The organism is Oxynema mangrovii CENA135 (assembly GCF_016632315.1).
In the GTDB taxonomy this organism is placed as follows: Bacteria; Cyanobacteriota; Cyanobacteriia; order Cyanobacteriales; family Laspinemataceae; genus Oxynema; species Oxynema aestuarii.
The window spans coordinates 1,888,837-1,913,036 of sequence record NZ_JAEOXH010000001.1 but is presented as its reverse complement, the minus strand read 5'-3'; the positions used below and the strand labels follow the sequence as shown (position 1 = coordinate 1,913,036).

The window sequence follows — 24,200 nt, the reverse complement described above, 5'->3', positions numbered from 1 at the left end:
ACTGCTCGATTACATCGGCGATTGCTGGCTCCTCGTAAGATTCGCGTGGAAGCTAAGACTATGTTTAATGATTTAAGACGATCGGGGTTGAGTCGGTTATTTGCTTTAAGTTTAGGGCTAGAACTGACAATATTAGCGAGTTTACCTAATTTGGGACAGGCTGAAACCGTTTCTAAGGTGGCAGAGACTAACTCTTCATCGATCGTGTTTATGGAGAATTTCGATCCACCTGGAGATGGAGAACCGAAAGACACCTTCGGGGCCGGATCTCGGGACGGGTCGCGCTGCGAAGGGGATAGCGCCGCGTTTCGTCCGGTGATGAGCGCGCGCAATTACGGACTGACGTTAAGCGACCGTCCTCAAGTTTTTGTATACGTCCCGGAAACGACGGCCCGCGAGGTGGTGTTGTTGTTCCGAGATGAAGCACAACAAGAATATCATCGGGTCTTTTTGCCGATCGCCGCGCGATCGCAAGTCGTTGGGTTTCAGTTACCCGCCGACCGGGGATCGCTGAGTGTGGGGAAAAACTATCAATGGTCGTTAGCGGTGGTCTGCGGCGAGACGTTGCAACCGGACGATCCGGTCTTTTCCGGTTGGGTGCAGCGCGTGGAACGCACCGAGACGATCGCGCGCCAGTTAGCCGGAAAATCGACCCTGGAGCGCGCCCAATGGTACGCCCAACAAGGATACTGGTACGATACGATCGCCACCTTAGCCCAAGCGAAGAGCGAACTCGAACCGGGAGAATTCGATCCGATCTGGCAGCAGTTTCTCAATTCAGTCGGGTTAGGGGCGATCGCCACAGAACGGTTAGGGGAGAATTGATACTTAATGAGTAACAACTGCTAATTCACAATCAATAAATCAATCTGTAGTGCGGGCATCTCGCCCGCCTCCAAAAGATCGCCACACCCGACTCAGCCTGTCAATCCAAGATCTCAAATCTCCTCAAATCTCCTCAATCAAATAACTTGCTGACGGCGGGATTGTCGCTCAAATTACGAACGACCCGCTCGATTTCCGCTTGGTTTTCTCGATTTTCGGCTTGTTTGAGATATTCCAAAGCAATTTGTCCGGCGGCGGGTTTGACGGGAATCATCGTCAGGATTAATTTGACCGTTTCGTGCAGTTGCATTTTCTCCAACTCGCGACTGGCGATCGCCGGAAGTCCGATCGCCGCCCCCACCAAAGCGAACAGTGGCGGAACTACGGGAATCCACCAACCGAATAAGAACGAAACATAGGCAATCGCGATCGGAAAACTCGTGGCGATCGCCACCACACCCAAGCGCCATCGCGGCGATCGGATTTGCCAACTCAGGGCGGCCCCAATCCACGCCCACAAGAGGGTCCAGATCCATTCAACCGGATCGGACCATACATACAGCAGCGCATCCCCCTCCAACGCCGCCGTTAACACTTGGCTGACGATATTCGCGTGGAGGGTCACCCCCGCCATCAAATTCGGCTGACCGACGAACTTGCGCGTGTAGGGGGTTTGAAACAAATCGTTGACACTTTCCGCCGTCATGCCGATCAAAATCACGCGATCGCGCAGGGCTTCCGGCGGCACCCGTTCGCTTAAAATATCCGAAATTGAAATCAGTTGAAACTGTTCTTCGGTACCGCGAAAATTGAGCAAAATTTGATAGCCGCCACTGTCCGCATTGACATAACCGCCGCCATTGCGATCGAACGGTAACAATAACGATTTACCGATCTGCATTCGGTCGGGACGGTTGGCGACGGCGTAGGGGACGATCCCTTCTTCCTTGAGATAGTGCAGGGCTAAATGTAAACCGAGATTGAGCTTAAGTTGACCGTCTCGGGGACGAATCGAGAGCAAGGCGCGCCGAACGGTGCCGTCTGCATCTAAAACTTGATCGGCAAAGCCCACTTGACCTTTAGTGGCTAAAGCGGGCGGTGGGGCGACTTTACCGCCGACGACCTTATCGATCCCGTAGATATGGGGATGGTTCTCGAACACATCGAGGAGTTCGCGGTAACCCGGTTCGACGGGTAAATCGCGATAGAGGTCGAGTCCGATCGCGCGAGGTTCGGCGCGGGTGATAATTTTGAGAGTACGGGCCAAGACATCGTCGGGGATGGGAAATTGGCCGATTTTTTGCAAATCCGCCTCGTTGACCGTGACGATCGCGATACGCGGGTCCACGGGTTGGGCCGGACGAGCTTGGACGAAGCGATCGAAGGTGGCTAATTCCATCCCTTGAAACACGCCGAGCGATCGCAGCAATAACAAGACACTGGCGACCCCTCCGGCGACACTGGTCATCCAACCTTTTCCCAAGCGCCAATTTTGGGTTTCGTAGCGGGCGATCGCCCGAGCGCGTTCTAAAATTTGGTGGGCTTCGCGGGCCGACTCCAGAGCGAATTGAGCTTTTTCGACATCGAGCTGTCGGGCTTGTTTTTCGGCGACCAAATCCCGTTCCACCTCTTGTTTCGCCAGGGCTTGACTGGCGCCGAGGAAGCGGTAGTCCAACTCGCCGAGGGCCTTGGTGGTCGCCCAAGCCAGTGACTCTTGTAACGCCCGACCGCTTAGCAGGTGGGACGTATCCTCGCCGTTAGAGGCGAGCCAAGCGTGCAGTTCCACCGCATAGGGTCGCAAGCGATCGAGTTGGGTTCGCACCCAATCCCCATTAAAAATATGGCGATAAATGAGGTTTTTGACCGCGAGTTGGCCGCCGTGATTTTCGACCAAACCGGAGAGGCGCAATTCGACCTGTTCCCAACTGTCATTGACGAAAACGACCTCGCCATCGAGGATCTGTTGGTAGAGAGAGAGGATTTTTCCCGTTTGGCGGTCGTCGCGCAAGAGGCGATCGCGAATCGTTTTGAGATGTTCGGGATCGTCGTTCGTTTGCCAGCGATCGAGAATGCACGATCGCACGATCCGTTCCACATATTCAGCTTCGCGTCCCGGGGCGATCGTCCTTCCCGGGCGATCGTCCCCGTTGACCTCCCAGAACGTGGCTCCCTCTCCCTCGCGAACCAAGTGACAGAGTTTTTGGGTTAAAAACGGTTGTCCTGCGGTCCAGTCGAGAATGGCGCGCAGCAGTGCGGGAGCGTTCCCGCGCGGTTCCAAGCCCGGAAGGAGGGGTTGGGCTTCCTCAAAGGTAAAGCCGTGCAGGTCGATCGCCCGTCCGATGTTAAAGGGGGTGCGTTGTTTGTCTTGAATCAGAGCTGAGGGAGTCCCGACGCCGAACAGGGCAAAGGTAATGCGCTTGTATTCGGGATTTTGACTGCCTTGGTTGTAGAACGAGCGAATCAGGGCAAAGAAATCATCGACTTTAAAATTGAGGGCGATCGTGCTGTCGATTTCGTCAAAAAAAATCGCCAGTTTTTGTTCCGGAAAATGGGCGATCGCGATTTCGGAAATAAACCAGCTCAGGCGCTGGATGTAAGAGAGGTCCCGATTATCTTGCCACCATTGCTTGAGGTTGACTTTACCCGGCAGGTTGAAACCCATCCATAATTCGCTGACAATGCCTTTGTACCATTGGGGTGGGGTAATATCGTTACTGCCGATCCGGCTCAAATCGATGCAGGTACATCGAAAGCCTTCGCCTTCCAAACGGTGCCGGGTTCGCACGAGCAGAGAAGATTTCCCCATTTGTCGGGAATTGAGGACGTAACAGAGTTCTCCGGCTTTAATAGCCTCGTACAGGTGAGTGTCGGCATCGCGTTCCACGTAGGTCGGGGCATTACTGGCAAGGCTGCCCCCCACTTGATAGGGAGAATAAATCACGATCGATAGGGCGAGTCGAAGTCAAGAAAGCGACGAAAGGGGTAAAGAAAACAGGCGGCGTGGGGGAGCGCGTCGGCTCGATAGGGCACGAGCATTCTCATCATGTCAGGATCGTCCCTTATTCGCGCAAGACGTATCCCACCCCCCGGACGGTTTGAATGAGCCGTTTTTCGGCTTGGGCTTCGAGTTTGAGCCGCAAGTAGCGCACGTACACTTCAATAATATTGGAGTCGCCCATAAAGTCGTAGCCCCAGACATTTTCGAGAATGCGATCGCGGCTGAGGACTTGACGGGGGTGGGCGATCAGGTATTCGAGCAAATCGAATTCTTTGGCGGTCAGTTCGATCGCGCGATCGCCGCGAAAGACTTCCCGAGTGCGCCGATTTAAACTCAGGTCGCTAAATTGGAGCCGATCCGGGTCCGGTTCGTTGTGGCGGCGCACTTGAGCGCGCACCCGGGCGAGCAGTTCTTCGATACTGAACGGTTTGACCACGTAATCGTCCGCCCCCGCATCCAATCCGGCGACGCGATCGCTGATATCATCTTTAGCTGTGAGTAAAATAACGGGGACGCGATCGCCCGTCGCGCGCAACCGTCGGCAGACTTCCAATCCCGACATCCCCGGCAACATCCAATCGAGAATCACTAAATCGGGGTGATGTTCGCGGGCAGCTTTCAACCCGCTCAAGCCATCGCTGGCAACGGTGACGTGGTACCCTTCATATTTCAGTTCGAGTTCGATGAACGCCGCGAGTTTGGCTTCATCTTCGATCGCGAGAATGTGAACGGTCATGGCGGGATTGGGGTTTTGATTTTAGATTTTAGAAGGGATCCGGGGCGATCGGCCACGGGGGGTCTAGGGAGGTCGTTCCCGTCACCGACGGACTCGGGCTACGATCTATGACGCTCGGCGTCGAGTCGTTCCCGGGCAGGGTAAGATAATGAGCGATATCGATTTCGCGAGCAATCGTCTCTCAAGTGTCTCTCAATAATTTCTTTCGAGAGGATTGCTATCGCTACCTTCGACGATCGTAACAGCGAGGTTGGGTTACACATTATGAGTCCAGTTGTTAAAATTGTTCGACCTTTCGGTCTTTTAGATCGAACGAAAGTCAGTAAGTTTGACGAAGAAATCGAAAGTTGTATTTCCGAAGAGCCTGACATCGTGTTGATCGACTTTCAAGATGTCAGTTTTATGGATAGTTCGGGGTTGGGTGCGATTGTTTCGGCCATTAGAACCGTACAGGCGGCGGGAGCGACTTTATTTGTTTGCTCGATCAATAATCAAGTGAAAATGTTATTAGAATTGGCCGGATTGGATAAGGTCATGAAAATTTTTGCAAATCGCGAGGAATTCAATCGTGAAATCCTGAATGAAGACGCTTAAATCGGCGCGGTCATTAGGAGGGGAGCAGTCAGTTTTAACGATTTACACGATCGAAACTGGCTGCAGGTTGCTCGCTGTTAACCCGGGATTTGTCTCGATGGTCGCCGAGATCGGCACGAGGGGCGATCGCCTCCGGGGAGTCGAACTCCAGGGTGCGGTTATCCAATGTTTGCATTAAAAGTTAACTTGCAATAGAGAAACATCGTCGTCGAATGTCTCTTTGGCACTGAGTTGACGCACCGCATTTAACACCCCTTCCACACTGGCCGCATTCTGCTTTCTCGATGTTGCCAGCAGGTCGATAAAGGCTTCTAAAGACCACATACTCTCGTCGGCGCAATGAATTTCGTAAATGCCATCGCTGAAAATATACAGGCTGCTGCCGCGATCGACTTGACAGGAAGCATTACTATATTCGGCATTGGGAAACATCCCGATTGGCAGACAACTGGGAGTCCGTAACGGTTGGACGTGACTCGGGTGGCTGCCGTCGCCGGAAATCAGGATCGCCGGGGGATGACCCGCACTCGAATAGACTAATTCGCGTTTCTGGCGGTTGTAAACGCCGTACCAAATCGTAAAATACATGTTGCGTTGGCGCTCCATCTGAATGGCTTGATTGAGGGCTGCCAACACTTCCCGAGGCTGGTAAAAGTTCGTATTCGGCAGGAAATGCGATCGCAACAAGTTGAGCACCGACACCGACAGCAGGGCGGCGCGCGACCCGTGACCGGAAACGTCGAGCAAGTACAATACGAGGTGGTCGTCGTCGAGCCAGTAATAATCGAAACAATCCCCTCCTAACTGTTGGGAGGGAATAAAACGCCAGTCGATGTTCAGGCTCATTTCCGTCGGCAAAGGCAGCAGCGATCGCACGTATTCAGCCGCCTCGGCTAATTCGGCTTGCAAGGCGGCTTCGGCGCGCTTGCGTTCGGTAATGTCAATCCCGACGAACACCGCCGCCTCGTCGTCGAGCCATTTTTTAGCGATCACTAAATCGCTGCGAAAGTTACCGTTAACGTCCGAGTCGATTTCGATCGAGGCTTCGGTTTTGGGGTTGGAGAAAAACTCGCGCACGAACTGTCCGAATACGCTCTGACGAAACCCGACTTGGCGCCCGACGAAATGATCCGGTTGCAGGTTGTAACTTTCGGCGAGGTGGCGGTTGACGCCCAAATAGTGAAAGTTGGAACTAATCAGGGAAACGGTTCCGGGAACTGCATCGAGAACCGCCTGCAATTGGTCTTTGGCCATTTGCAAGGTCGCTTCGGCTTGTTTGCGCGTGGTCAAATCCTGGACGAAGCCTTCATAACCGACTCGTTCGCCGCGCAGGTCGAACAGGGGACGCAGGTCTTGGGCGATCCAGAGGGTCGAATCGTTGGATTTCCAAACTTCCAGTTCGCGGGAAACGTGCCCTTGGCTGTCGAGGAACTCGCGATCGCGCTCCCACTGTCCGGCGTCGTAGTAAATTTGTTCGATATGGCCGATCTGTTTGAGAAATCCTTGGGGGGAGTCGTAACCGTACAGTTCGGCGAGGGCTTGGTTGACGCGCACGAACTGTCCGTCGCGGTCGAGTTGAAACAGGCCGATCGCCGCATTTTCAAACAGTTGCTGGTAATCGCTGCGGGCTTGCTTCTCGGCGGTCACGTCGCGCCAAATCGCCCAAATTTGCTCGGTTTCACTGCTCGGGTCGCGATCGCGCCTCAAAACCCCTTCCGCCAGCACGCACTGGCCCGATCGCCCCGATAAAGTCACTTCCAGCGTGGCGCTGGTTTCCCCCGGTTCCAACTCGGCGATCGCCGCTTCCACGGCGTCGAGGGAAACCGGGTCTAACAGATCGTTCCAACTCAACTGACGGGCTTCGGTGGCGCTGTAGCCCAACGTTTGCTGCCAAGCGCGATTGACCCACAACAGGCGGCGATCGCTGGCGCCCACCATCTGCACCAAGTCGTGGGTGTGGTCTAAAAAGTTTTGTAATTCGGAATTTCGCTCGCGTTCGCTCACAGTTCGGTGCAACTCCAGCAGGGCCATCACTTGACCTGCCAGACTCCGTAATAGATCTTGCTGGGTAGGGTCGAGTTGTCTCGGTTGGCGGTCCATCACGCACAGGCTGCCCAATGCCTGCCCCCCCTCGGCGATCAACGGTATCCCCGCATAAAAGCGAATCCCGTCGCTCCCGCGAACGAGGGGGGTTTCGGCAAAACGAGGGTCGGCGAGGGCGTCGGGAACGACAAACAATTCCTTGGCGAGGATAGTATAAGCGCAAAAGGCGTTTTGGCGATCGGTTTGTACCGCCTCCCAGCCCACTTTAGACTCGATCCAGCATCGGTCTTCATCGACCAGGACGATCGCCGCGATCGGCGTCTGACAGCAATTGGCAGCCAAACGAGTTAAAGTATCGAACGCTTCGTTCCCTTTAATTTCCACGGCGCCATATTGTCGCAGTTGTGCGAGTCGCTCGGCTTCGTCTTCCGGATAGGGAACCTCGCGGTTCTCCAGACGGATATTAAACCCCCGCACGAAGCGGGCGCCTGTTTTCAGCCAAGCCAAAAAGACGTAGGAATCGGGAAGCAGTTTACTCATCAAGTAGTTTTTTTCTCATCACCAGGCAGTTTTTGCGATCGTCACTGCGAATGTAAAACAGTTCGTCTGTTAATTGATGCATAAATAAAAGTCCCCGTCCGTCCTCTTTGTCGAGGGGATCGAAGGTTTCTTCACAAACGGCTTTTAATTTGGCTTTTAAATCAAACGGCGGACCGATATCCCATACTTGCATTTCCAAGTAGTGGGGAAAAATCGTCAGATCGATCTCGATGGGGGTGGTCGGCGGCAAATTCCGATGCGCATGGCGAACGGCATTGGTAAATCCTTCGGCGAGGGCCGTCTGACATTCCCACCAGCGATCGCGCGGCAGTAAGGAAAAGACTTCTGCCTCCAACCATTGCAGGACTTCAGCTAAATCGTGCAGGTCGGTTTTGACCTGTAAGTGCGATTGCTTCAAGGGTTGCGCGACTTGGGGTTGTTCTTTAGAAAGCTGGGAAGAGATATCTTTCCACCAGCTAGTGATTTTTGGTAGCACCATCGTCTAATTCGTGAAGGGTATTCCCCTATAGGAGTTCCCGTTGAGATTGTTGCCAATGACTTGAACCCGCCAGTTGCCCGAAAATCGTTTTCCAGCCGCGAGGTCGGAGGACGATCGAGGTGTTAGCAGCTTGACGACTGGCAAAAACACTCACCTTCGAGTTTTGGAGTCTTCTTTGCCGTTGGCCCACCCTCCTTTAAACTGCACCACTGTTTTTGTGAAACAAAACGGCGAAGGTTTTAAAAATCAACTGGATATCATATATTAAACTCCAATTTTCTTGGTATTTTAAATCCAAACGAATAACGTCTTCAAACCGAGCAATTGTCGAGCGACCGTTGACTTGCCATTCTCCGGTCATGCCCGGTTTGACGTCCAAGCGCTGCCATGCGGGAATTTCGTAGCGTTCTAATTCGTCGGGCAATACGGGACGAGTCCCCACCAGGCTCATTTCGCCGCGCAGGACGTTCCAAAATTGCGGCAGTTCGTCGAGGCTGGTGCGCCGCAGGAAACGACCGACCCGGGTGATGCGCGGGTCGTTGTGGTTTTTAAATAACGGGCCGTCGATCTGGTTTTCGACTCGAGCTTTGAGGGCTTCGGCATTGTCGCACATGGAACGGAATTTCCAGATCCGGAAGGGCCGACCCATCCAGCCGCAACGGGTTTGGGAGAACAAGACCGGGCCGGGACTGTCGAGTTTGATGGCGATCGCGATCGGAATGAAGACCAGGGCGGAAATGCCCAAACCGACGATCGCCCCGAGCAGATCTAGGAGGCGCTTGAACGGCGATCGCACCGATGGATGAGTCGGCGGTAAGCTCGCAGTCTTTTCCTCGGTTGCGACGGCGTTAGAGTGGGTCTCCAGAGTCAACCGAGTATCCAATCCCTGCAAGGCGATCGCGGCGAAGACCGAAGCTTGGACGTCGCGCGCCACTAAAGCGATCTTACGGGCGTCGGTCAGTTTGATCGTACTGACCAAGGCGCCGATGCCGCTACTGTCGATAAAGGTGGTGTCGCTAAAGTCTAAAATCAGCTTGGCGAGTTCGGGATGGCTTTGACACAAGTTGTGACAGGTGTCTTTAAACTCGACTGCTTCTAAAATACTCAAACGCGAGCCGATCTCGATCTGCGCCGTTTCCTCGGTAACGGCGATCGGAAAAACTGCGGACGGGGTTTCATTAGCCATGAGACTCGATCTCAAAAAAAGCGCTGGACGATCGCAAGTCGCGGGGAAAAATGTTCTCGGGCGCGATCGATGGGGAAAATCCCTAAGATGCACGCCGCACGGCGATCGCGCCATTCGCTCTGACGACAATGTTTGACAAAATACACGCCCCTGTGGGTCGTGCCGTCATCCTACCGTATTGTTCCCCCGTTTGGCGCCCGACAGTACCTCTCGACCCTATCGGATTGCCTATTGAAAGGAACGAGTCCTTTTTATCGATCGCCTCGATCTCCTTTTCCCTCTGGGGGAATCGTCCCCGGTGGGAGGCGCCGATTTTGCCGCGCCGATCCCACAAGCCTGCGAAATTTCTAGTAAATTTGTGTAAATCCCATCTTTGATGACTTGAAACCGACAGGTATTCGATCTTTTCCTATGCTAACTTTCTGGTTAACGGCGGCAGCGTGGACGTTCGGCTCGATCTTGTACGCCGAATTGGTTCGGGATTTGTACCACGTCTCGGCCCATGTGTGGCAACCGCTCTCGCGGCTGCACAATTGGCACCATCGCGTTTTTCGTCCGACTCTCACTCCCGTCAACGAAACCATTTATCGCGAGGCTCATTGGTATAACGACGTTCCCGAAGCCTCGGTCATGTTAGTTTTTACCTTATTACTGTGGGCGATCGCCTTCGTGGCGACCCCCTCCGTTCACGGTTTCGCCGCCTTCGGCAGCCTCTACACCTTGGGGTTTCTCGGTTCCGCGATCGCCCGAGGTGCAGGGATTCCCGGCGCCGACACCTTAACCGACCTCACCCACCGTCCCGGCCCCTTTGAGGCTCCGCCTTCCCGGTGGTCGGTGAATCGAACCTATCACTGGCGGCACCATTTCGACAATCAAAATGCTTATTTTTGTGGCACTTTTACCCTGGTAGACAAACTCATGGGAACGGCCCTTTCTCTTAAAGGTAAAACGATCGCCGTTACCGGAGCTTCCGGGACGTTAGGGCGATCGCTATTAACACAATTACAACAATCCGGCGCTAAAGTTATCGCCCTGACATCGGGCGATCGTCCCGTCGTTATCGACCGCGACGGCGAACCCCAAGAAATTAATACCCAAACTTGGAAAGTTGGAGAAGAATCGAACTTACAAGCCTTATTTGAAACCGTCGATATTCTTATACTCAATCACGGCATTAACGTTCACGGCGATCGCAGTGCAGATGCCATTTCGCGCTCTTACGAAATCAATACTTTTTCCACTTGGCGCTTGATGGAATTATTCTTAACCACCGTCCGCACCAATCGCGATATTGCCTGTAAAGAAATCTGGGTCAACACCTCAGAAGCCGAAGTCAATCCCGCCTTTAGTCCCCTCTACGAATTGAGTAAACGCACCCTCGGCGATTTAGTCACCTTGCGCCGTTTAGATGCTCCTTGTGTCGTGCGTAAATTAATCCTCGGTCCGTTTAAAAGTAACCTCAATCCCATCGGTGTCATGTCGGCGGATTGGGTCGCCGAACAAATTGTCAAACAAGCGCGATCGGACGCCCGCAATATCATCGTAACCGTCAATCCCCTCACCTTTATCGCCTTTCCGATTAAAGAATTCTTAGTTGGCTTGTACTTTAAACTCTTCAGCCGTCGTGCGGACGATTTAGCTAATTTAACCGAGAGTAAACCCGAGATTTCCTGACCCTCATCCCCAACCCCTCTCCCCGTCGGAGAGGGGAATTCAACTGGACAAGTTAACCCTTCAATCAAACAACGAATCTAAAATCTAACCTCTAAAATCTAATCTCTAAAATGATCTTGACCCAATTTTTATCTCATTCTAGCGGAGTTAAAGTCGATTTAACTTTGCCCTTAACGGCAGAAGAACGCATCCGAGTTCGCCGCAAAATAACAACGGAAAGCGGACAAGAAATTATTTTAAACTTACCTCGTGGAACCGTTCTGCGCGATCGCGACCTCCTCGCCACCGATGACGGTCAAACCGTCGTACAAATTGCCGCCAAACCCGAACTTTTACTCTCCGTCACCGCCACGGATTCTTTAACCCTCTTGCGCGCCGCCTATCACTTGGGAAACCGTCACGTTTCTTTAGAAATTGGCGACAACTACTTGCGATTAAATCCCGATCCGATTTTAAAATCCATGCTCGAACAATTAGGCTTAACGGCGATCGAAGAACTGGCCCCCTTTCAACCCGAACCGGGAGCCTACGTTCATCATCACTAAGGCTCGGTTAACTAATAACATGTTTCAAAATAAATCAAGTACAAACCCGATCTCGTTAAATCCTCCTTCTAAACCTTCCTTGAAAAGAGTTATTTTATCGATATTCCCCCTTTTTAAGGGAGCTTGAGAGCGATGACCAATGTAGTTCGTCAAGACATACTGTAAAGTTATCCCTATTAATAATAACGAGACCGAATTGATGCTCGATCGCCCCGCATTGTTGAGTTTATTGCAATTAGCCAGTCCCGCCTTACCTGTCGGGAGTTATAGTTATTCAGAAGGCTTAGAAAGCTTAGTCGATCGCGCGATCGTCAATGATGCCAAAAGCTTGCAAACTTGGATTGAAAACGAGCTAGAATTCGGTAGTATTCGCATCGATGCCGCGATCGTCGCGCGATCGCATCGCTGTACGATCGCCGAAAATTTCAGTCAATTAGAAGCCTGGAATGCTTGGCTATCTGCCAGCCGGGAAACGGAAGAATTGCGAATTCAAAGCGAACAAATGGGCAGTAGTTTACTCAAATTATTTTTAACTTTACGTCCAGAATATATTCAAAAGTTTGATGGATTAAAAAATAATTTACCAAAAAATCCCTGTCACTTCGCGATCGCTTTCGGTCTAGCTGCCGCTTGTTTACAGGTTCCCGAAACTGAAGCCATTTTAGGTTACTTACATAGTTGGACAACCAATATTGTCGCTGCGGGAATTAAACTCATTCCTCTCGGACAAACCGCCGGACAGGAATTACTTTTTAATTTACAAAATTCTTTAATTGAAGCGAGTGAAATTATTCTCGATCTCGGCGACGACAACTTAAATAGTTGTAGCTGGGGGTTAGCCTTAGCCAGTATGCAACATGAGTGTCAGTACAGCCGTTTATTTCGCAGTTGAGGGAGGGAAGAAAGAAAAGTCAGACGTCAGGATTTAAAATAGGCAAAATTAGCCAATCTAAAATCTAAAATTCAACATCTAACATCCACAATCGCTATGAATGCTTTTCGAGTCGGAATCGCCGGACCCGTCGGTTCGGGAAAAACAGCTTTAGTCGATTTATTATGTAAGAAATTGCGCGATCGCTATCGATTGGCCGTCGTTACTAATGATATTTATACTCAAGAAGACGCCCAATTTTTGGTACGATCGCAGGCGTTAGCCAGCGATCGCATTCTTGGCGTCGAAACGGGCGGTTGTCCTCATACGGCGATTCGAGAAGATGCCTCGATTAATTTAGCGGCAATCGATGAATTAGAAGCTCGATTTAACGATTTAGAATTAGTTTTCGTCGAGAGTGGCGGCGATAATTTAGCAGCAACTTTTAGCCCGGAGTTAGTCGATCTTACCGTTTACGTTATCGATGTCGCGGCGGGGGATAAAATCCCCAGAAAAGGAGGACCGGGAATTACCAAATCGGATTTATTGGTCATTAATAAAATCGACCTGGCCCCTCTCGTCGGTGCAGATTTAGGCGTCATGGAACGCGATGCCAAGAAAATGCGAGGAGAGAAACCGTTCGTTTTTAGCAATTTAAAGACAGGGGAAGGCTTAGCGGCAATTATTGAGTTTGTTGGCGATCGCATTTGCTAGAGTAGCTTCTTTACAATACTCGGGCATCTGATGAGGTACAGTGCCGATCCCCCTATCCCCCCTTCGCCCCCCTTTCAAAGGGGGGTTGGGGGGATTTCGGGGGGAACGAGGAAAGTAGGGGTTTGGTAACCAAACCCCTACCTGGCGAGGGGGATTTAGGGGGATCTAAATGTCTTGGATAGCCGAGGAAAATGCTATAGGAGATATGAATAAATATAAATCTTTTTGAATAATTTCGACGACCGCGATCGCGCGATCGCCCTTCCGCAGCGATCGAAAAGCTTTACTCGCAAGAAATTCAAGTCAAAACAATAATTAAACGGCGATCGCAGTGGATTAGAGATTGCACAAATTTATCGTTGTTTTCTGTAACTTAAAACACAATTTGATAGATTAGCTCGTCTTAATATCGACATCTAACTCTCGGTTAACTGTACGTACTTATTGAATTGTGATGGCGCGAGGAGGAAAGGAATTCAGATGAGCAATGGATTTGGACGGCGCAAGTTTTTATTATACGGGTCGGCCTCTTTAGGGGCGAGTTTGTTCCTCAAAGCTTGTAGTAACCCCCAAGGAGAAGGAACCGGAACCACGGGGGACTCTCCAGGAGAAACCGGATCGCCCATGGCCCAAAGTGATGGAGATGTCATTAAAGTCGGGATTTTACACTCATTGAGTGGCACGATGGCAATTAGTGAAAAAAGTGTCGTCGATGCCGAACAATTGGCGATCGAAGAAATCAATAATGCCGGGGGTGTACTCGGCAAAAAAATTCAGGCTGTTGTCGAAGATGGCGCGTCCGACTGGCCGACCTTTGCTGAAAAAGCGAGAAAATTAATCGACCAAGATAAAGTCGTTACCATCTTCGGTTGTTGGACTTCCGCATCCCGTAAAGCCGTACTGCCCGTGTTTGAAGAGAAAAAACACATGTTGTGGTATCCGGTTCAATATGAAGGACAGGAATGTTCTCAAAATATTTTCTACACCGGAGCGGCTCCCAACCAACAGATCGAACCTGCCGTCGATTGGCTTTTAGAAAATAAAGGCAATCAATTTTTCTTAATTGGTTCGGACTATGTTTTCCCCCGTACTGCTAACACGATTATTAAAGCCCAAGTCGAAGCAAAAGGCGGTCAGATTTTAGGCGAAGATTACATCCCCCTCGGCGGGACGGAAGTGACGCCAATTATCACGAAAATCAAAGCGGCTTTACCGGAGGGTGGGGTAATTTTTAATACCCTCAACGGCGATAGCAACGTTGCCTTTTTCAAACAAATGCAAGGGGCGGGATTGACCCCCGATCTCTATCCTACGATGTCCGTGAGTATTGCGGAGGAAGAAGTTAAGGCGATCGGTCCGGAATATCTCCAAGGACAATATGCCGCCTGGAATTATTTTCAAACGGTAGATACGCCAGAAAATAAAAAATTTGTCGAAGCGTTTAAAGGGAAATACGGTGCAGATCGCGTTACTAACGACCCGATGGAAGCGGCTTATATCATGGTGCATTTGTGGAAACAAGCCGTGGAAGCTGCGGGAACGGCAGATGATTTAGAAGCGGTCAGAAAAGCAGCGCTAGGGCAGACATTTCAGGCTCCTGAAGGCTTGGTCACGTTAGAAAAGAACCACCATATTTCCAAAACCGTTCGCATCGGTGAAGTGCGCGACGACGGAATGTTTGAAATTGTTTATGCAACGGATTCCCCGGTCGTTCCCGTTCCCTGGAATCAATACGTTGCCGATACCAAAGGTTACGCCTGCGACTGGTCCGATCCGAGTAAAGGTGGGAAATACAAAATGGAGGGCGCATAACGGCGATCGCGTCGTTTTAAAAGCGATCGGTTTGCGGTAGGGACACGGCATTGCCGTGTCCTTAAACTGGTCTATTTCAAATCGCGCCACGAAGATGAGGAAATGAGAAGAGGGGAGTTTTAGTGTTATTTCTAGACAGTTTATTCAATGGGGTTAGTATTGGAGCGGTTTTATTAATTGCTGCCCTGGGTTTGGCGATCGTTTTCGGGATTATGGGCGTGATCAATTTAGCTCACGGCGAGTTAATGATGATCGGAGCTTATACGACCTACGTGGTACAAAATTGCTTCAAATTATTGGGCGATAATTGGTTTGAATTTTATATTATTTTTGCGATTCCCATTGCTTTTTTAGTGGCGGCAGCCGTGGGCTTGATGCTAGAGCGTTGGGTGATTCGCTATTTGTACGGCAGACCGTTAGAAACTTTGCTGGCAACGTGGGGGGTCAGTTTAATTTTACAGCAGTTTGTTCGCAGCATCAGTTGGTCGATGTTTGTGGGAATAGTGCTGTTTAGTTTGCTGTTTTTTGGCGGCATTTGGGTGCTGAAAAAACGGCTGGATTTCGATCGCCTCCGCCGTCCGGCGATCGCGGTGTTACTGCCGCTTTCGGTGGGAATTGCGATCGCCGCCAGTGTTTTATCGGGCAATCTGTTTAAACTCGCCTTTACTAAACCTTGGTTTGGCGCTCAAGGGGTCGATGTAACGGCACCGGGTTGGTTGCGTCAAGGGTTAGAATTAGGTTCGTTGTATTTACCTTACGTCCGTTTATTTATTATTGGATTAACGGTTGTTTGTGTCGCCGGAATTTATTTATTTTTACAGCGATCGCCCTGGGGTTTAAGAATTCGTGCGGTGACCCAAAATCGCACCATGAGTGCCTGTTTGGGCATTCCTACCCAGAAAGTCGATGCGTTGACTTTTGCCATTGGTTCCGGCTTGGCGGGAATTGCCGGATGTGCCATTAGTTTCCTCGGTTCCGTCGGTCCGAATACGGGACAAAATTACATTGTCGATGCGTTTATGGTCGTCGTCGTCGGTGGTGTCGGTCAACTGTTCGGGACGATTGTCGCCGCGATCGCGATCGGAACGGTGAGTTATTTACTCGGTTCGGGAACGATCGCCGCCCTAGTTTCCGATGTTACTTTCTTGTCGGATTTCTTTTCATTTTTTGCCAATACCAGTATGGCTAGGGTGATGGTTTTTGCCTTGATTATTGCCTTTTTACAGGTTCGTCCTGCCGGACTGTTCCCTCAAAAAGGACGGACTGTAGACGCCTAATTAATCTCTTGGAAATTGGCAACGCGATCGAGAATAAAAATGAACGAAGACATCAGTTCCGAACATCAAGAAAAGGCGACGGTTATCCGCAAGTTATATCGTCAATTGCGGCAACATCCTCGTCTAACAGAAGCCTTCATGGTCGGGGCGATCGCCCTGTTCGCGATCGCGATCGTTCCCTTCTTTCTCTCCCCCTTCAATCTCGACTTACTCAACCGCTATCTCGCTTTAGCAATTCTCGCCCTCGGTATCGATTTAATTTGGGGATATACGGGGATGTTGAGTTTGGGTCACGGCATCTTTTTCGCCCTCGGCGGTTACGCGATCGCCATGCACCTCAAACTACAAATTCCTGCCGACGCCAGCAGTCAACTTCCCTCATTTATGAGTCTCTATGGCGTCACCGAATTACCCGCTTTTTGGAAACCGTTTTATTCGTTTCCCTTGACCTTAATTGCGGTTTTCTTAATTCCCGCCTTACTGGCAACTTTCCTCGGTTACCTCGTCTTTCGCAACCGAATTCGAGGGGTTTACTTTTCCATCCTCACTCAAGCCGCAACGATCGTATTTTTTAACTTATTTAACGGACAACAAAAATTAATTAACGGCACCAACGGCTTGACCGATTTTAAAACAATTTTGGGAGCGGAAGTTAGCAACTCTAACACTCAATTCGTCATCTACACCCTCACTGTTTTATTGCTGGTCGGCGCTTATTATCTCTGTCGCTGGCTGACCGGAGGACGGTTTGGGAAGGTGTTAGTGGCGATCCGCGACGACGAAACGCGCTTGCGTTTTTCTGGCTACGATCCGACGGGATATAAAGTTTTAGTCTTTGCCATTTCCGGCGCTTTAGCCGGAATTGCCGGGGCATTATTTACCCTGCGATCGGGTATTATTTCCCCGAAAGCCATGGATATTGCTTTCTCTATTGAAATGGTGATTTGGGTGGCGGTTGGCGGACGCGCGACTTTAATCGGGGCGATCGTCGGCGCATTGCTGGTCAACTACAGTAAAAGCTGGTTGATCAGTCAATTTCCCGATATTTGGCTGTTTTTCCAAGGGGGTTTATTTCTCCTCGTCGTTCTCGTCCTTCCCAATGGATTAATCGGTTGGTTGAAAACAGAAGGAATCAACCTACTCAGACGGTTAGTTAAGCGTCCTCGCTACGTAACTACTTATCCCAGTTTAGAAGAAGATCCGGAGGTTCGGCGTGAACGAGAAAATCTTGGAAATTGATAATTTAACGGTCAGTTTTGATGGGTTTAATGCCCTCAATAACTTGAACTTCAGTATGGAACGCGGCGAACTACGCGTGATTATCGGACCGAATGGGGCGGGAAAAACAACGTTTTTAGATGTAATTACCGGGAAGGTTCAACCTACGGTCGGACAAGTTTTATTTAAAGGGAAAAACTTGCGACGGTTCCGCGAACACCAAATCGCGCGATTTGGGATCGGTCGCAAGTTTCAAACGCCCCGGGTTTACCTAAATTTAACCCCGCGCGAAAATTTAGAATTGTCGTGCAATCGCCAGAAACATGTCTTTTCTACTTTGCTCAAACCTCAGCCGTCAGCAGAGCGAAAAACGGTTAGTACCTTGTTAGAAACGATTGGTTTGGTGGCGAAAGCCGATACTCCGGCGGGTTTACTTTCTCATGGGGAAAAACAATGGCTAGAAATTGGCATGTTGTTGGCGCAGTCGCCAGATTTACTGCTCGTTGACGAACCTGTGGCGGGATTGACGGATGAAGAAACGCTGTTGACGGGAGAGTTATTGTTATCTCTTGCAGAAAGTCATTCGATTATTGTTATCGAACACGATATGGAGTTCGTGCGCCAAATTGCGCGCAAGGTGACTGTTTTACATGAAGGATCGGTATTGTGTGAAGGCAGTATCGAAGAGGTGCAGAACGATCCCCGTGTTGTGGAGGTTTATTTAGGAACTGAAGAGGAGGAACATCCCTAGGGCGGTCATTGAGATGCTTTCAGTTGAGGGCTTGACTCTATAAGTTATAAGCATCGATCGCCGCTCATCAAATGTTACTTTTCCTTTAAGTTTGTAATACGTTTGTCATCAGTCTGCCAATATGAATTATCCCAATGCTAGCAATGTTTTAGAATCCGCCTATCAAGAAGTTTCCCCGGAGAAAATTTTGCAAATTTCGGGACTCGATGTGTATTACGGGGAGAGTCATATTTTAAGAGAGGTCGATTTAAGCGTCTATCGGGGTCAAATGGTTTGTTTGATCGGGCGCAATGGGGTCGGTAAAACGACGTTGTTAAAAACGATAATGGGATTGCTGCCACCCCGTCGCGGTAAAATTTGGTTTGATGGGGTGGAAATTGCGCCGCTTTCGCCCGATCGCCGCGCCCGTTCGGGAATCGGTTATGTCGCTCAAGGTCGCGAAATTATTCCGCGACTGACGGTGAAGGAAAATCTATTCTTAGGATTGGAAGCTCGGCGAAATCGTCCGAAAAAAATGCAAATTCCCGAGGATATTTTCGAGTTATTCCCCGTTTTAAAAACGATGCTCGATCGCCGGGGCGGCGATCTCAGTGGCGGACAACAGCAACAGTTGGCGATCGCCCGGGCTCTGATGGGTCAGCCCCAATTATTATTACTCGACGAACCGACGGAAGGGATTCAACCGTCGATCGTTCTCGAAATTGAAGCGGCGGTCCGTCGCATTATCGAAACGACGGGGATCTCGGTGTTGTTGGTCGAACAACACTTGCATTTCGTGCGCCAAGCGGATTGGTATTACGCGATGCAAAAAGGCGGGATCGTGGCGTCGGGATTGACACAAGAATTGAGTAATGAGGTGATCCAACGTTTTCTTGCAGTTTAATGGGAGAAAACGAGCGAGTTATTGTCGTGAATTCTGCTATTGCTCAAACGGATTCGAGTTGGAAAGGTCGCCTGGAGTTGATCTATCGCGCCCGAGAAGGGCAAACCCAGGTACACTGCACTCATGCGAAAGCGCCTCTGAAGGTGCAGCGCCCTTTTTATCCGGAAGGTCCTCAAATTTGTCATAGCGTGATTTTGCATACGGCGGGGGGCATTGTGGGGGGCGATCGCCTCTCCCAATCCTTCCATCTCGAAGCCAATACTCACGCTTTGGTGACGACGGCGGCGGCGGCGAAAGTTTATCGAACGAACGGTCGCGAAGCGCAACAAACGATTAAGATCCAGGTGGATGCCGGGGCCTGTTTGGAATGGTTGCCCCAGGAAAGCATTATTTTTAACGGGGCGGTTTATCGCCAAGATTTGCGCGTCGAGCTGGCGCCGGGTTCTCGGATCCTGTTGTGGGAAATTAACCGTTTCGGTCGGAGCGCGCGCGGGGAAAAGTTCTTGCAGGGACAGTGGCGATCGCACGCCGAAGTCTGGCAGGAGGGGCGCCCGTTGTGGATCGACCGCCAAATGTTGGAGGGGGGAACGGCGATGGTGGACGGTCCTCACGGTCTGGGGGGCCGGGCGATCGCGGGGACTTTGGCGTGGATTGGCGAACCCGTCTCTCGCGATCGCGTCGAACAGATCCGCCGTCTGTGGGATGGGGTTCCCCAAATGGGAACGGGGGAAATCGGCGTGACGCGCCTCCCCCAAGGGGTTCTATGTCGCTATTGCGGCTCTTCTACCCCCCAAGTGAGGCACTGGTTCGCTCAAGTTTGGGATAGTTTGCGTCTGTCTTTTCTGGGGCGCCCGAGTTCGGTGCCTCGGGTCTGGCCGCTTTCGAGTGGCTAGGACGGGGCGATTCTCCTTAGCGAACCCTACGCGATCGCCTCAAGTTCGCCCTACATTCGTTAAAACTGATGCAAATCTTGATATAAATTAAGAAGTTAGAAAGGGTGGGAATTGAGGACGAATTGAGGACGCCAACCGCGATCGCCACTCGTTAAAAACAGGGAGTGCTATGCAACTTTCGCCCCAAGAAAAAGACAAATTACTCATTTTTACGGCGGCTCTACTGGCGGAACGCCGCAAGGAAAAAGGCTTGAAACTCAATCACCCCGAGGCAGTAGCCTATTTGAGCGCGGCAATTCTCGAAGGCGCCCGCGAAGGCAAAACGGTCTCGGAATTGATGAGTTACGGGACGACTTTATTAAATCGCGATCAAGTCATGGAAGGTGTTCCCGAAATGATTCGCGAGGTTCAAGTCGAGGCGACTTTTCCCGACGGAACGAAGTTGGTGACCGTTCACGATCCGATCCGCTAAATCCGGGCGATCGCCGCCGATTGACTCGTCAAACCATAAGTTGCAGCAATCCATTGGAGCAATCAAGATGATTCCCGGAGAAATTATCGCCCGCGAAGGGACGATCGAAATTAATGCAGGTCGTCCGACTCTGACTTTAACCGTAGCGAATACGGGCGATCGCCCGATTCAAGTCGGGTCGCACTTTCATTTTTACGAAGTGAATGAAGCACTGCAATTCGATCGCGATCGCGCTAAAGGTATGCACTTAAATATTCCCGCCGGAACCGCGATTCGCTTCGAACCGGGCGACGAACGGGATGTGGAGTTGGTCCCCTACGTCGGCAGTCGGGAAATTTATGGCTTTAATGGCAAAATTGAAGGTAAATTAGATTAAACTTGGCTGGATTGACCTCGAATCCGCAGCAAGGCGTCAATCGACGACGCGCAAACAACCCCGTTGCAAGTTATCGAAAACGCGATTGATTTGCGATCGCTCGTTTTCGCTAATTGCATCTTTGGAAAGTAGGGCAGACATCAATAGTTGTTGGTCGTAACGGCTAATTTTGCGATGTCTGCAAATACGATCGACAATCTGTTCGACCGTTCCGGTGGTTTTGGCGGTGGGGGTTGTCGGTGCAAAAGTAGTCATTACGTCAATCTCGTCCTAATCTAAGCCTCCTACTCTATTCTCTATTCTTTCTAGAAAGGATGAAGCGATCGAAACCCCTATTTCTTACCGATATCGATCGCCGATTGTCAGCGATCGCGATCGTTGACAGAGATAAAATTTTTCGATATGTCCTCGCCGAGAAAGTATAAAAAATGACGGTTTTTTAAAAAAGGTTCGAGCAAGAATACTTTATTTTTATTTTTTTTAACTTTTGAGGGGTTCGGGGAGCTATAAGTCCCGCGCTGTATGCGAAGCATCAGCGTCGCGATACATGGACTCCCCTTGAAAAGTCTCATCCCCACCCTACGGGAAGGGCCAAGCCCTACGATGGGGATGAGACCAGCATTTACCAGCAGCTATAGCCTGTGATAAATTACAGTCATGCTGACCATGAACTACACTTACCGAATCTATCCAAATGTCGTACAGCAGACTGAACTGCGGTCGTGGCTTGAGACGTGCCCAGGCGTATATAACTACGCTTTGCGCGAACTCAAAGACTGGATTGCTTCGCGTAAGTGTTCGGTAGACCGATGCTCGCTGGAAAAGGAATACATCATTCCTGCCGATGAACCGTTTCCGTCTTACCATCGTCAGCAGAACAATCTGCCCAAAGCGAAGAAGCAATTCCCGCATCTGGGTCAGGTGCATTCTCAGGTGTTGCAGACTACGATTCGCAGACTGCACGATACCTGGGAAGCATTTCAGAAACGGGGACATGGATTCCCGCGTTTCAAAAAGTTCGGTCAATTCAAATCCTTTGTGTTTCCCCAGTTCAAGAACAATCCCATCAATGGCTTCACAATCAAGTTGCCAAAGATTGGGGAAGTACCCATCAACCTGCATCGACCGATACCTAACGGGTTCAAGGTGAAACAGGTAAGGGTACTGTCCAGGATACGGGGGACGCAATGGTATGTCGTCGTCACGATTGAATCCGATATATCGGTTCCCGATGTCCCGGTTCACGGTCGGGCGATTGGGATTGACCTGGGATTGGAGCGATTCTTGACCGCTTCCGATCGCTTTTTCCAAGAGCGCCCTAAGTTTTTCAAGTCGATGCAACGCCAGCTGAAATTGCTGCAACGCAGAGCAGCACGAAAACAAAAGGGTTCTCAAAACTGGGAGAAGGCACAAATCGAAGTGGCTAGAATGCACCATCGGATTGCGAACCGTCGCAGAGATTTCCATCTGAAGACGGCTCATCAGCTTTGTGACCGGGTGCAAACCATCTTTGCAGAAGACCTCAACGTCAAAGGTTTGACGCGAGGGATGTTGCGAAAAGATTGTGTAGATGCTGCTTTCGGGCAGTTCTTGTCTCTGACGGAATGGGTGTGCTGGAAGCGGGGAGTCTACTTTGCTAAAGTCAACCCCCACGGCACCAGTCAAACTTGTCCATCCTGCTTTGCTACGGTGAGCAAGGGGTTGGAAGTCAGAGAGCATCATTGTCCTGAATGTGGATATCGAACTCATCGTGACCATGCCGCAGCAGAGATGGTTTTACATCGTGGACAAGAAAACGTAGTATCCCAGGGACTCTGGGGAACGGAAACCGCCTGTCAAGTCGGTCTGTCGGGGGTCTATGACCTAGATAAGTGGCGCGGGGCAGGAATACCCAATCGTGAGACTGGGAAGCCCGCGCTGTAATCTTTGATTCAGCGTCGGGAGGATGTCACGTTCTGTTACCGATCGCCACCCGGGGAACGCGACCGCCGCCGAAATAGATGGATTGAAAGCTGCGATCGTAAGCCGTCGAACCCCGTAACGAGTTGATTTTGACCCCACTGTAAGGGCCGCGATGGGTGGAGTGGATGAATTCGCCATTACCTAAATAAATGCCCACGTGGGTCGCCAAACGCCCGTTATTGCTGAAAAAGACTAAATCCCCCGCTTGGAGTTCGTCGAGGCGATCGAGGGTCGGGGCGACGGGGGTGCTGTAAAGCTGTTGTTGGTAAGCGTCGCGGGGGATGTAGAGATTTCCGGCGCGCAATACCGTCTGTACGAAGCCGCTACAGTCGAGGCGTTTGCCGACGGTTCCCCCCCAAAGGTAGGAACCGCCACCGTAGGGACGATCCGGTAGAAATTGTTTGGCGAGTTCGAGGAGATGGGCTGGGGCGATCGGGGTATCGTCGAGGACGAGATCGGCGTAGGCGACCCGCAAGGGTTGACCGTCGGGAGTGGTTAAGGTGACGGCGCCGCGATCGCCGTTTTGGTAAGGGAGGCGCGTCCCGAAATAGAGGGAATCGAGGTCTCGGGCGACGAAGGCTTTGGGGGCGCCAACCCAGCGATCGAATTCAGCGCGATCGCACTCTCGCAGTTCGGCGCGATCGATCCAGGCGAGATAGCCGTCATCTTCGATGCGAACCCGCGCAAAACGGCGATCGCGGCTGTATTCGAGCAGTTTGACCGCCGTTCCGAGGCGCACTTGGGTTGCTAAATTTTCGATCTTGGGGTCGGGACGGGTGTAGAGATTGCTGTAAGGGGCGGTGGTGATGGCGTAATCGCGATCGATGTCGTCGTAGGGAAAAATGGCGAGTTGCGATCGCACCCCGGTAGGGAAGCTTTCGTGGGCGACTCGTTCGATCGTGTTGCGTTCGGCGGCGGTGAAGACTTTACCTGTCAGTACGGGAAAGTCGCGATCGTAAGTGAGGGCGACGTCAAACACCGTATCGCGATCGAGGCGCGCGTAAGGTTGTAACTCGATTCGATTCCCGTTCGGTTGCGGCGTCACGTCGAAAAATACCTCGCGACGCTGCAAGCTTTGCTGGAGATGGCGTTCCATCTGCGGGGTGAGGGTGTCGATAAATTGTTGCACTTGGGGCGCGATCGCGCCGACGGAACTGGAAAAAAGAACGATGCCGAGAAAAACGCAGCTTGCAAGCAGACAGTAGGCGGTTTTTCGAGAAAATAAAGCAAACATGGCGATCGCAAAAGTTTACACGCGATCGCTTTTTCGGCAGGCGGGGCGATCGATCCGGAAGGGGGCGATCGCCCCGGTTTAAACAAGCAATTGGAAT

The 24,200-nt window shown here is 51.1% G+C and carries 24 protein-coding genes; 15 read left to right on the top strand and 9 right to left on the bottom strand.

The window, feature by feature from the left end; translation table 11 throughout:
- The first annotated feature begins 45 nt into the window (after nucleotides 1-45).
- Nucleotides 46-825, top strand: a complete 780-nt coding sequence (locus JJD41_RS07555) for a DUF928 domain-containing protein (protein ID WP_370583754.1) — start codon at nucleotides 46-48, stop codon at nucleotides 823-825.
- Between the two features lie 133 nt (nucleotides 826-958).
- Here the strand turns inward: JJD41_RS07555 and JJD41_RS25670 are convergent, their stop codons facing one another.
- Nucleotides 959-3,766: a CHASE2 domain-containing protein gene (locus tag JJD41_RS25670; RefSeq protein ID WP_200665392.1), complete on the bottom strand. Its 2,808-nt coding sequence runs from the start codon at nucleotides 3,764-3,766 to the stop codon at nucleotides 959-961.
- 118 nt (nucleotides 3,767-3,884) lie between these two features.
- A complete protein-coding gene (locus JJD41_RS07545) occupies nucleotides 3,885-4,559 on the bottom strand; it encodes a response regulator transcription factor (RefSeq protein ID WP_200665391.1) in 675 nt (224 codons plus the stop codon).
- Nucleotides 4,560-4,823: 264 nt separating this feature from the next.
- Between JJD41_RS07545 and JJD41_RS07540 the strand changes: the two genes are divergently transcribed.
- Nucleotides 4,824-5,153 (top strand): STAS domain-containing protein, encoded by a 330-nt coding sequence (locus JJD41_RS07540; RefSeq protein WP_168569476.1) that lies wholly within the window; start codon nucleotides 4,824-4,826, stop codon nucleotides 5,151-5,153.
- Nucleotides 5,154-5,187: 34 nt separating this feature from the next.
- Here the strand turns inward: JJD41_RS07540 and JJD41_RS07535 are convergent, their stop codons facing one another.
- The 5 genes from JJD41_RS07535 to JJD41_RS25245 all read right to left on the bottom strand — a co-directional run bounded on the left by JJD41_RS07535 (nucleotide 5,188) and on the right by JJD41_RS25245 (nucleotide 9,567).
- On the bottom strand, nucleotides 5,188-5,328 hold the full coding sequence (locus JJD41_RS07535) for a hypothetical protein (RefSeq protein ID WP_200665390.1): 141 nt from the start codon (nucleotides 5,326-5,328) through the stop codon (nucleotides 5,188-5,190).
- Entirely contained in the window at nucleotides 5,328-7,736 is a 2,409-nt protein-coding gene (locus tag JJD41_RS07530; RefSeq protein ID WP_200665389.1) for a SpoIIE family protein phosphatase, read from the bottom strand. Before JJD41_RS07530 ends, JJD41_RS07535 begins: the two co-directional genes overlap by 1 nt.
- Complete coding sequence (locus JJD41_RS07525) at nucleotides 7,729-8,235, bottom strand: ATP-binding protein (protein ID WP_200665388.1); 507 nt, start codon at nucleotides 8,233-8,235, stop codon at nucleotides 7,729-7,731. Before JJD41_RS07525 ends, JJD41_RS07530 begins: the two co-directional genes overlap by 8 nt.
- Before the next feature lie 196 nt (nucleotides 8,236-8,431).
- On the bottom strand, nucleotides 8,432-9,421 hold the full coding sequence (locus tag JJD41_RS07520; RefSeq protein ID WP_200665387.1) for a sugar transferase: 990 nt from the start codon (nucleotides 9,419-9,421) through the stop codon (nucleotides 8,432-8,434).
- A gap of 11 nt (nucleotides 9,422-9,432) precedes the next feature.
- Nucleotides 9,433-9,567 carry a hypothetical protein gene (locus JJD41_RS25245; RefSeq protein ID WP_255547240.1) on the bottom strand — a complete coding sequence of 45 codons (135 nt, stop codon included), beginning with the start codon at nucleotides 9,565-9,567 and terminating at the stop codon, nucleotides 9,433-9,435.
- A 265-nt stretch (nucleotides 9,568-9,832) separates the two neighbouring features.
- Here JJD41_RS25245 and JJD41_RS07515 point away from each other — a divergent pair, with 265 nt between their 5' ends.
- The 12 genes from JJD41_RS07515 to JJD41_RS07460 all read left to right on the top strand — a co-directional run bounded on the left by JJD41_RS07515 (nucleotide 9,833) and on the right by JJD41_RS07460 (nucleotide 20,907).
- The gene (locus JJD41_RS07515; RefSeq protein WP_200665386.1) at nucleotides 9,833-11,095 is read left to right on the top strand and encodes a bifunctional sterol desaturase/short chain dehydrogenase; all 1,263 of its coding nucleotides are present in this window, start codon (nucleotides 9,833-9,835) and stop codon (nucleotides 11,093-11,095) included.
- Nucleotides 11,096-11,205: 110 nt separating this feature from the next.
- Nucleotides 11,206-11,640 carry an urease accessory protein UreE gene (gene ureE / locus JJD41_RS07510; RefSeq protein WP_200665385.1) on the top strand — a complete coding sequence of 145 codons (435 nt, stop codon included), beginning with the start codon at nucleotides 11,206-11,208 and terminating at the stop codon, nucleotides 11,638-11,640.
- A gap of 199 nt (nucleotides 11,641-11,839) precedes the next feature.
- Nucleotides 11,840-12,532 carry an urease accessory protein UreF gene (locus tag JJD41_RS07505; RefSeq protein WP_200665384.1) on the top strand — a complete coding sequence of 231 codons (693 nt, stop codon included), beginning with the start codon at nucleotides 11,840-11,842 and terminating at the stop codon, nucleotides 12,530-12,532.
- Nucleotides 12,533-12,628: 96 nt separating this feature from the next.
- Nucleotides 12,629-13,225: an urease accessory protein UreG gene (ureG, locus tag JJD41_RS07500; RefSeq protein WP_200665383.1), complete on the top strand. Its 597-nt coding sequence runs from the start codon at nucleotides 12,629-12,631 to the stop codon at nucleotides 13,223-13,225.
- Nucleotides 13,226-13,705: 480 nt separating this feature from the next.
- Entirely contained in the window at nucleotides 13,706-15,037 is a 1,332-nt protein-coding gene (gene urtA, locus JJD41_RS07495) for an urea ABC transporter substrate-binding protein (protein WP_200665382.1), read from the top strand.
- 122 nt (nucleotides 15,038-15,159) lie between these two features.
- A complete protein-coding gene (locus JJD41_RS07490) occupies nucleotides 15,160-16,314 on the top strand; it encodes an ABC transporter permease (protein ID WP_200665381.1) in 1,155 nt (384 codons plus the stop codon).
- A 39-nt stretch (nucleotides 16,315-16,353) separates the two neighbouring features.
- A complete protein-coding gene (urtC, locus tag JJD41_RS07485; RefSeq protein WP_200665380.1) occupies nucleotides 16,354-17,553 on the top strand; it encodes an urea ABC transporter permease subunit UrtC in 1,200 nt (399 codons plus the stop codon).
- On the top strand, nucleotides 17,528-18,283 hold the full coding sequence (gene urtD / locus JJD41_RS07480; protein WP_200665379.1) for an urea ABC transporter ATP-binding protein UrtD: 756 nt from the start codon (nucleotides 17,528-17,530) through the stop codon (nucleotides 18,281-18,283). Before urtC ends, urtD begins: the two co-directional genes overlap by 26 nt.
- Nucleotides 18,284-18,467: 184 nt before the next feature.
- Nucleotides 18,468-19,166 (top strand): urea ABC transporter ATP-binding subunit UrtE, encoded by a 699-nt coding sequence (urtE, locus tag JJD41_RS07475; protein ID WP_200667146.1) that lies wholly within the window; start codon nucleotides 18,468-18,470, stop codon nucleotides 19,164-19,166.
- Nucleotides 19,167-19,192: 26 nt separating this feature from the next.
- Complete coding sequence (locus tag JJD41_RS07470; RefSeq protein ID WP_459543058.1) at nucleotides 19,193-20,059, top strand: urease accessory protein UreD; 867 nt, start codon at nucleotides 19,193-19,195, stop codon at nucleotides 20,057-20,059.
- Nucleotides 20,060-20,228: 169 nt separating this feature from the next.
- Nucleotides 20,229-20,531, top strand: a complete 303-nt coding sequence (locus JJD41_RS07465; protein WP_200665377.1) for an urease subunit gamma — start codon at nucleotides 20,229-20,231, stop codon at nucleotides 20,529-20,531.
- A gap of 67 nt (nucleotides 20,532-20,598) precedes the next feature.
- Nucleotides 20,599-20,907 carry an urease subunit beta gene (locus JJD41_RS07460; RefSeq protein ID WP_200665376.1) on the top strand — a complete coding sequence of 103 codons (309 nt, stop codon included), beginning with the start codon at nucleotides 20,599-20,601 and terminating at the stop codon, nucleotides 20,905-20,907.
- Nucleotides 20,908-20,943: 36 nt separating this feature from the next.
- Here the strand turns inward: JJD41_RS07460 and JJD41_RS07455 are convergent, their stop codons facing one another.
- Nucleotides 20,944-21,162, bottom strand: a complete 219-nt coding sequence (locus JJD41_RS07455; protein ID WP_168569462.1) for a hypothetical protein — start codon at nucleotides 21,160-21,162, stop codon at nucleotides 20,944-20,946.
- 402 nt (nucleotides 21,163-21,564) lie between these two features.
- Here JJD41_RS07455 and JJD41_RS07450 point away from each other — a divergent pair, with 402 nt between their 5' ends.
- Nucleotides 21,565-22,830 carry an RNA-guided endonuclease InsQ/TnpB family protein gene (locus JJD41_RS07450; protein WP_200665375.1) on the top strand — a complete coding sequence of 422 codons (1,266 nt, stop codon included), beginning with the start codon at nucleotides 21,565-21,567 and terminating at the stop codon, nucleotides 22,828-22,830.
- A gap of 25 nt (nucleotides 22,831-22,855) precedes the next feature.
- Here JJD41_RS07450 and JJD41_RS07445 read toward each other — a convergent pair whose 3' ends face one another.
- Nucleotides 22,856-24,103 carry a C40 family peptidase gene (locus JJD41_RS07445; protein ID WP_200665374.1) on the bottom strand — a complete coding sequence of 416 codons (1,248 nt, stop codon included), beginning with the start codon at nucleotides 24,101-24,103 and terminating at the stop codon, nucleotides 22,856-22,858.
- Nucleotides 24,104-24,200 lie beyond the last annotated feature (97 nt).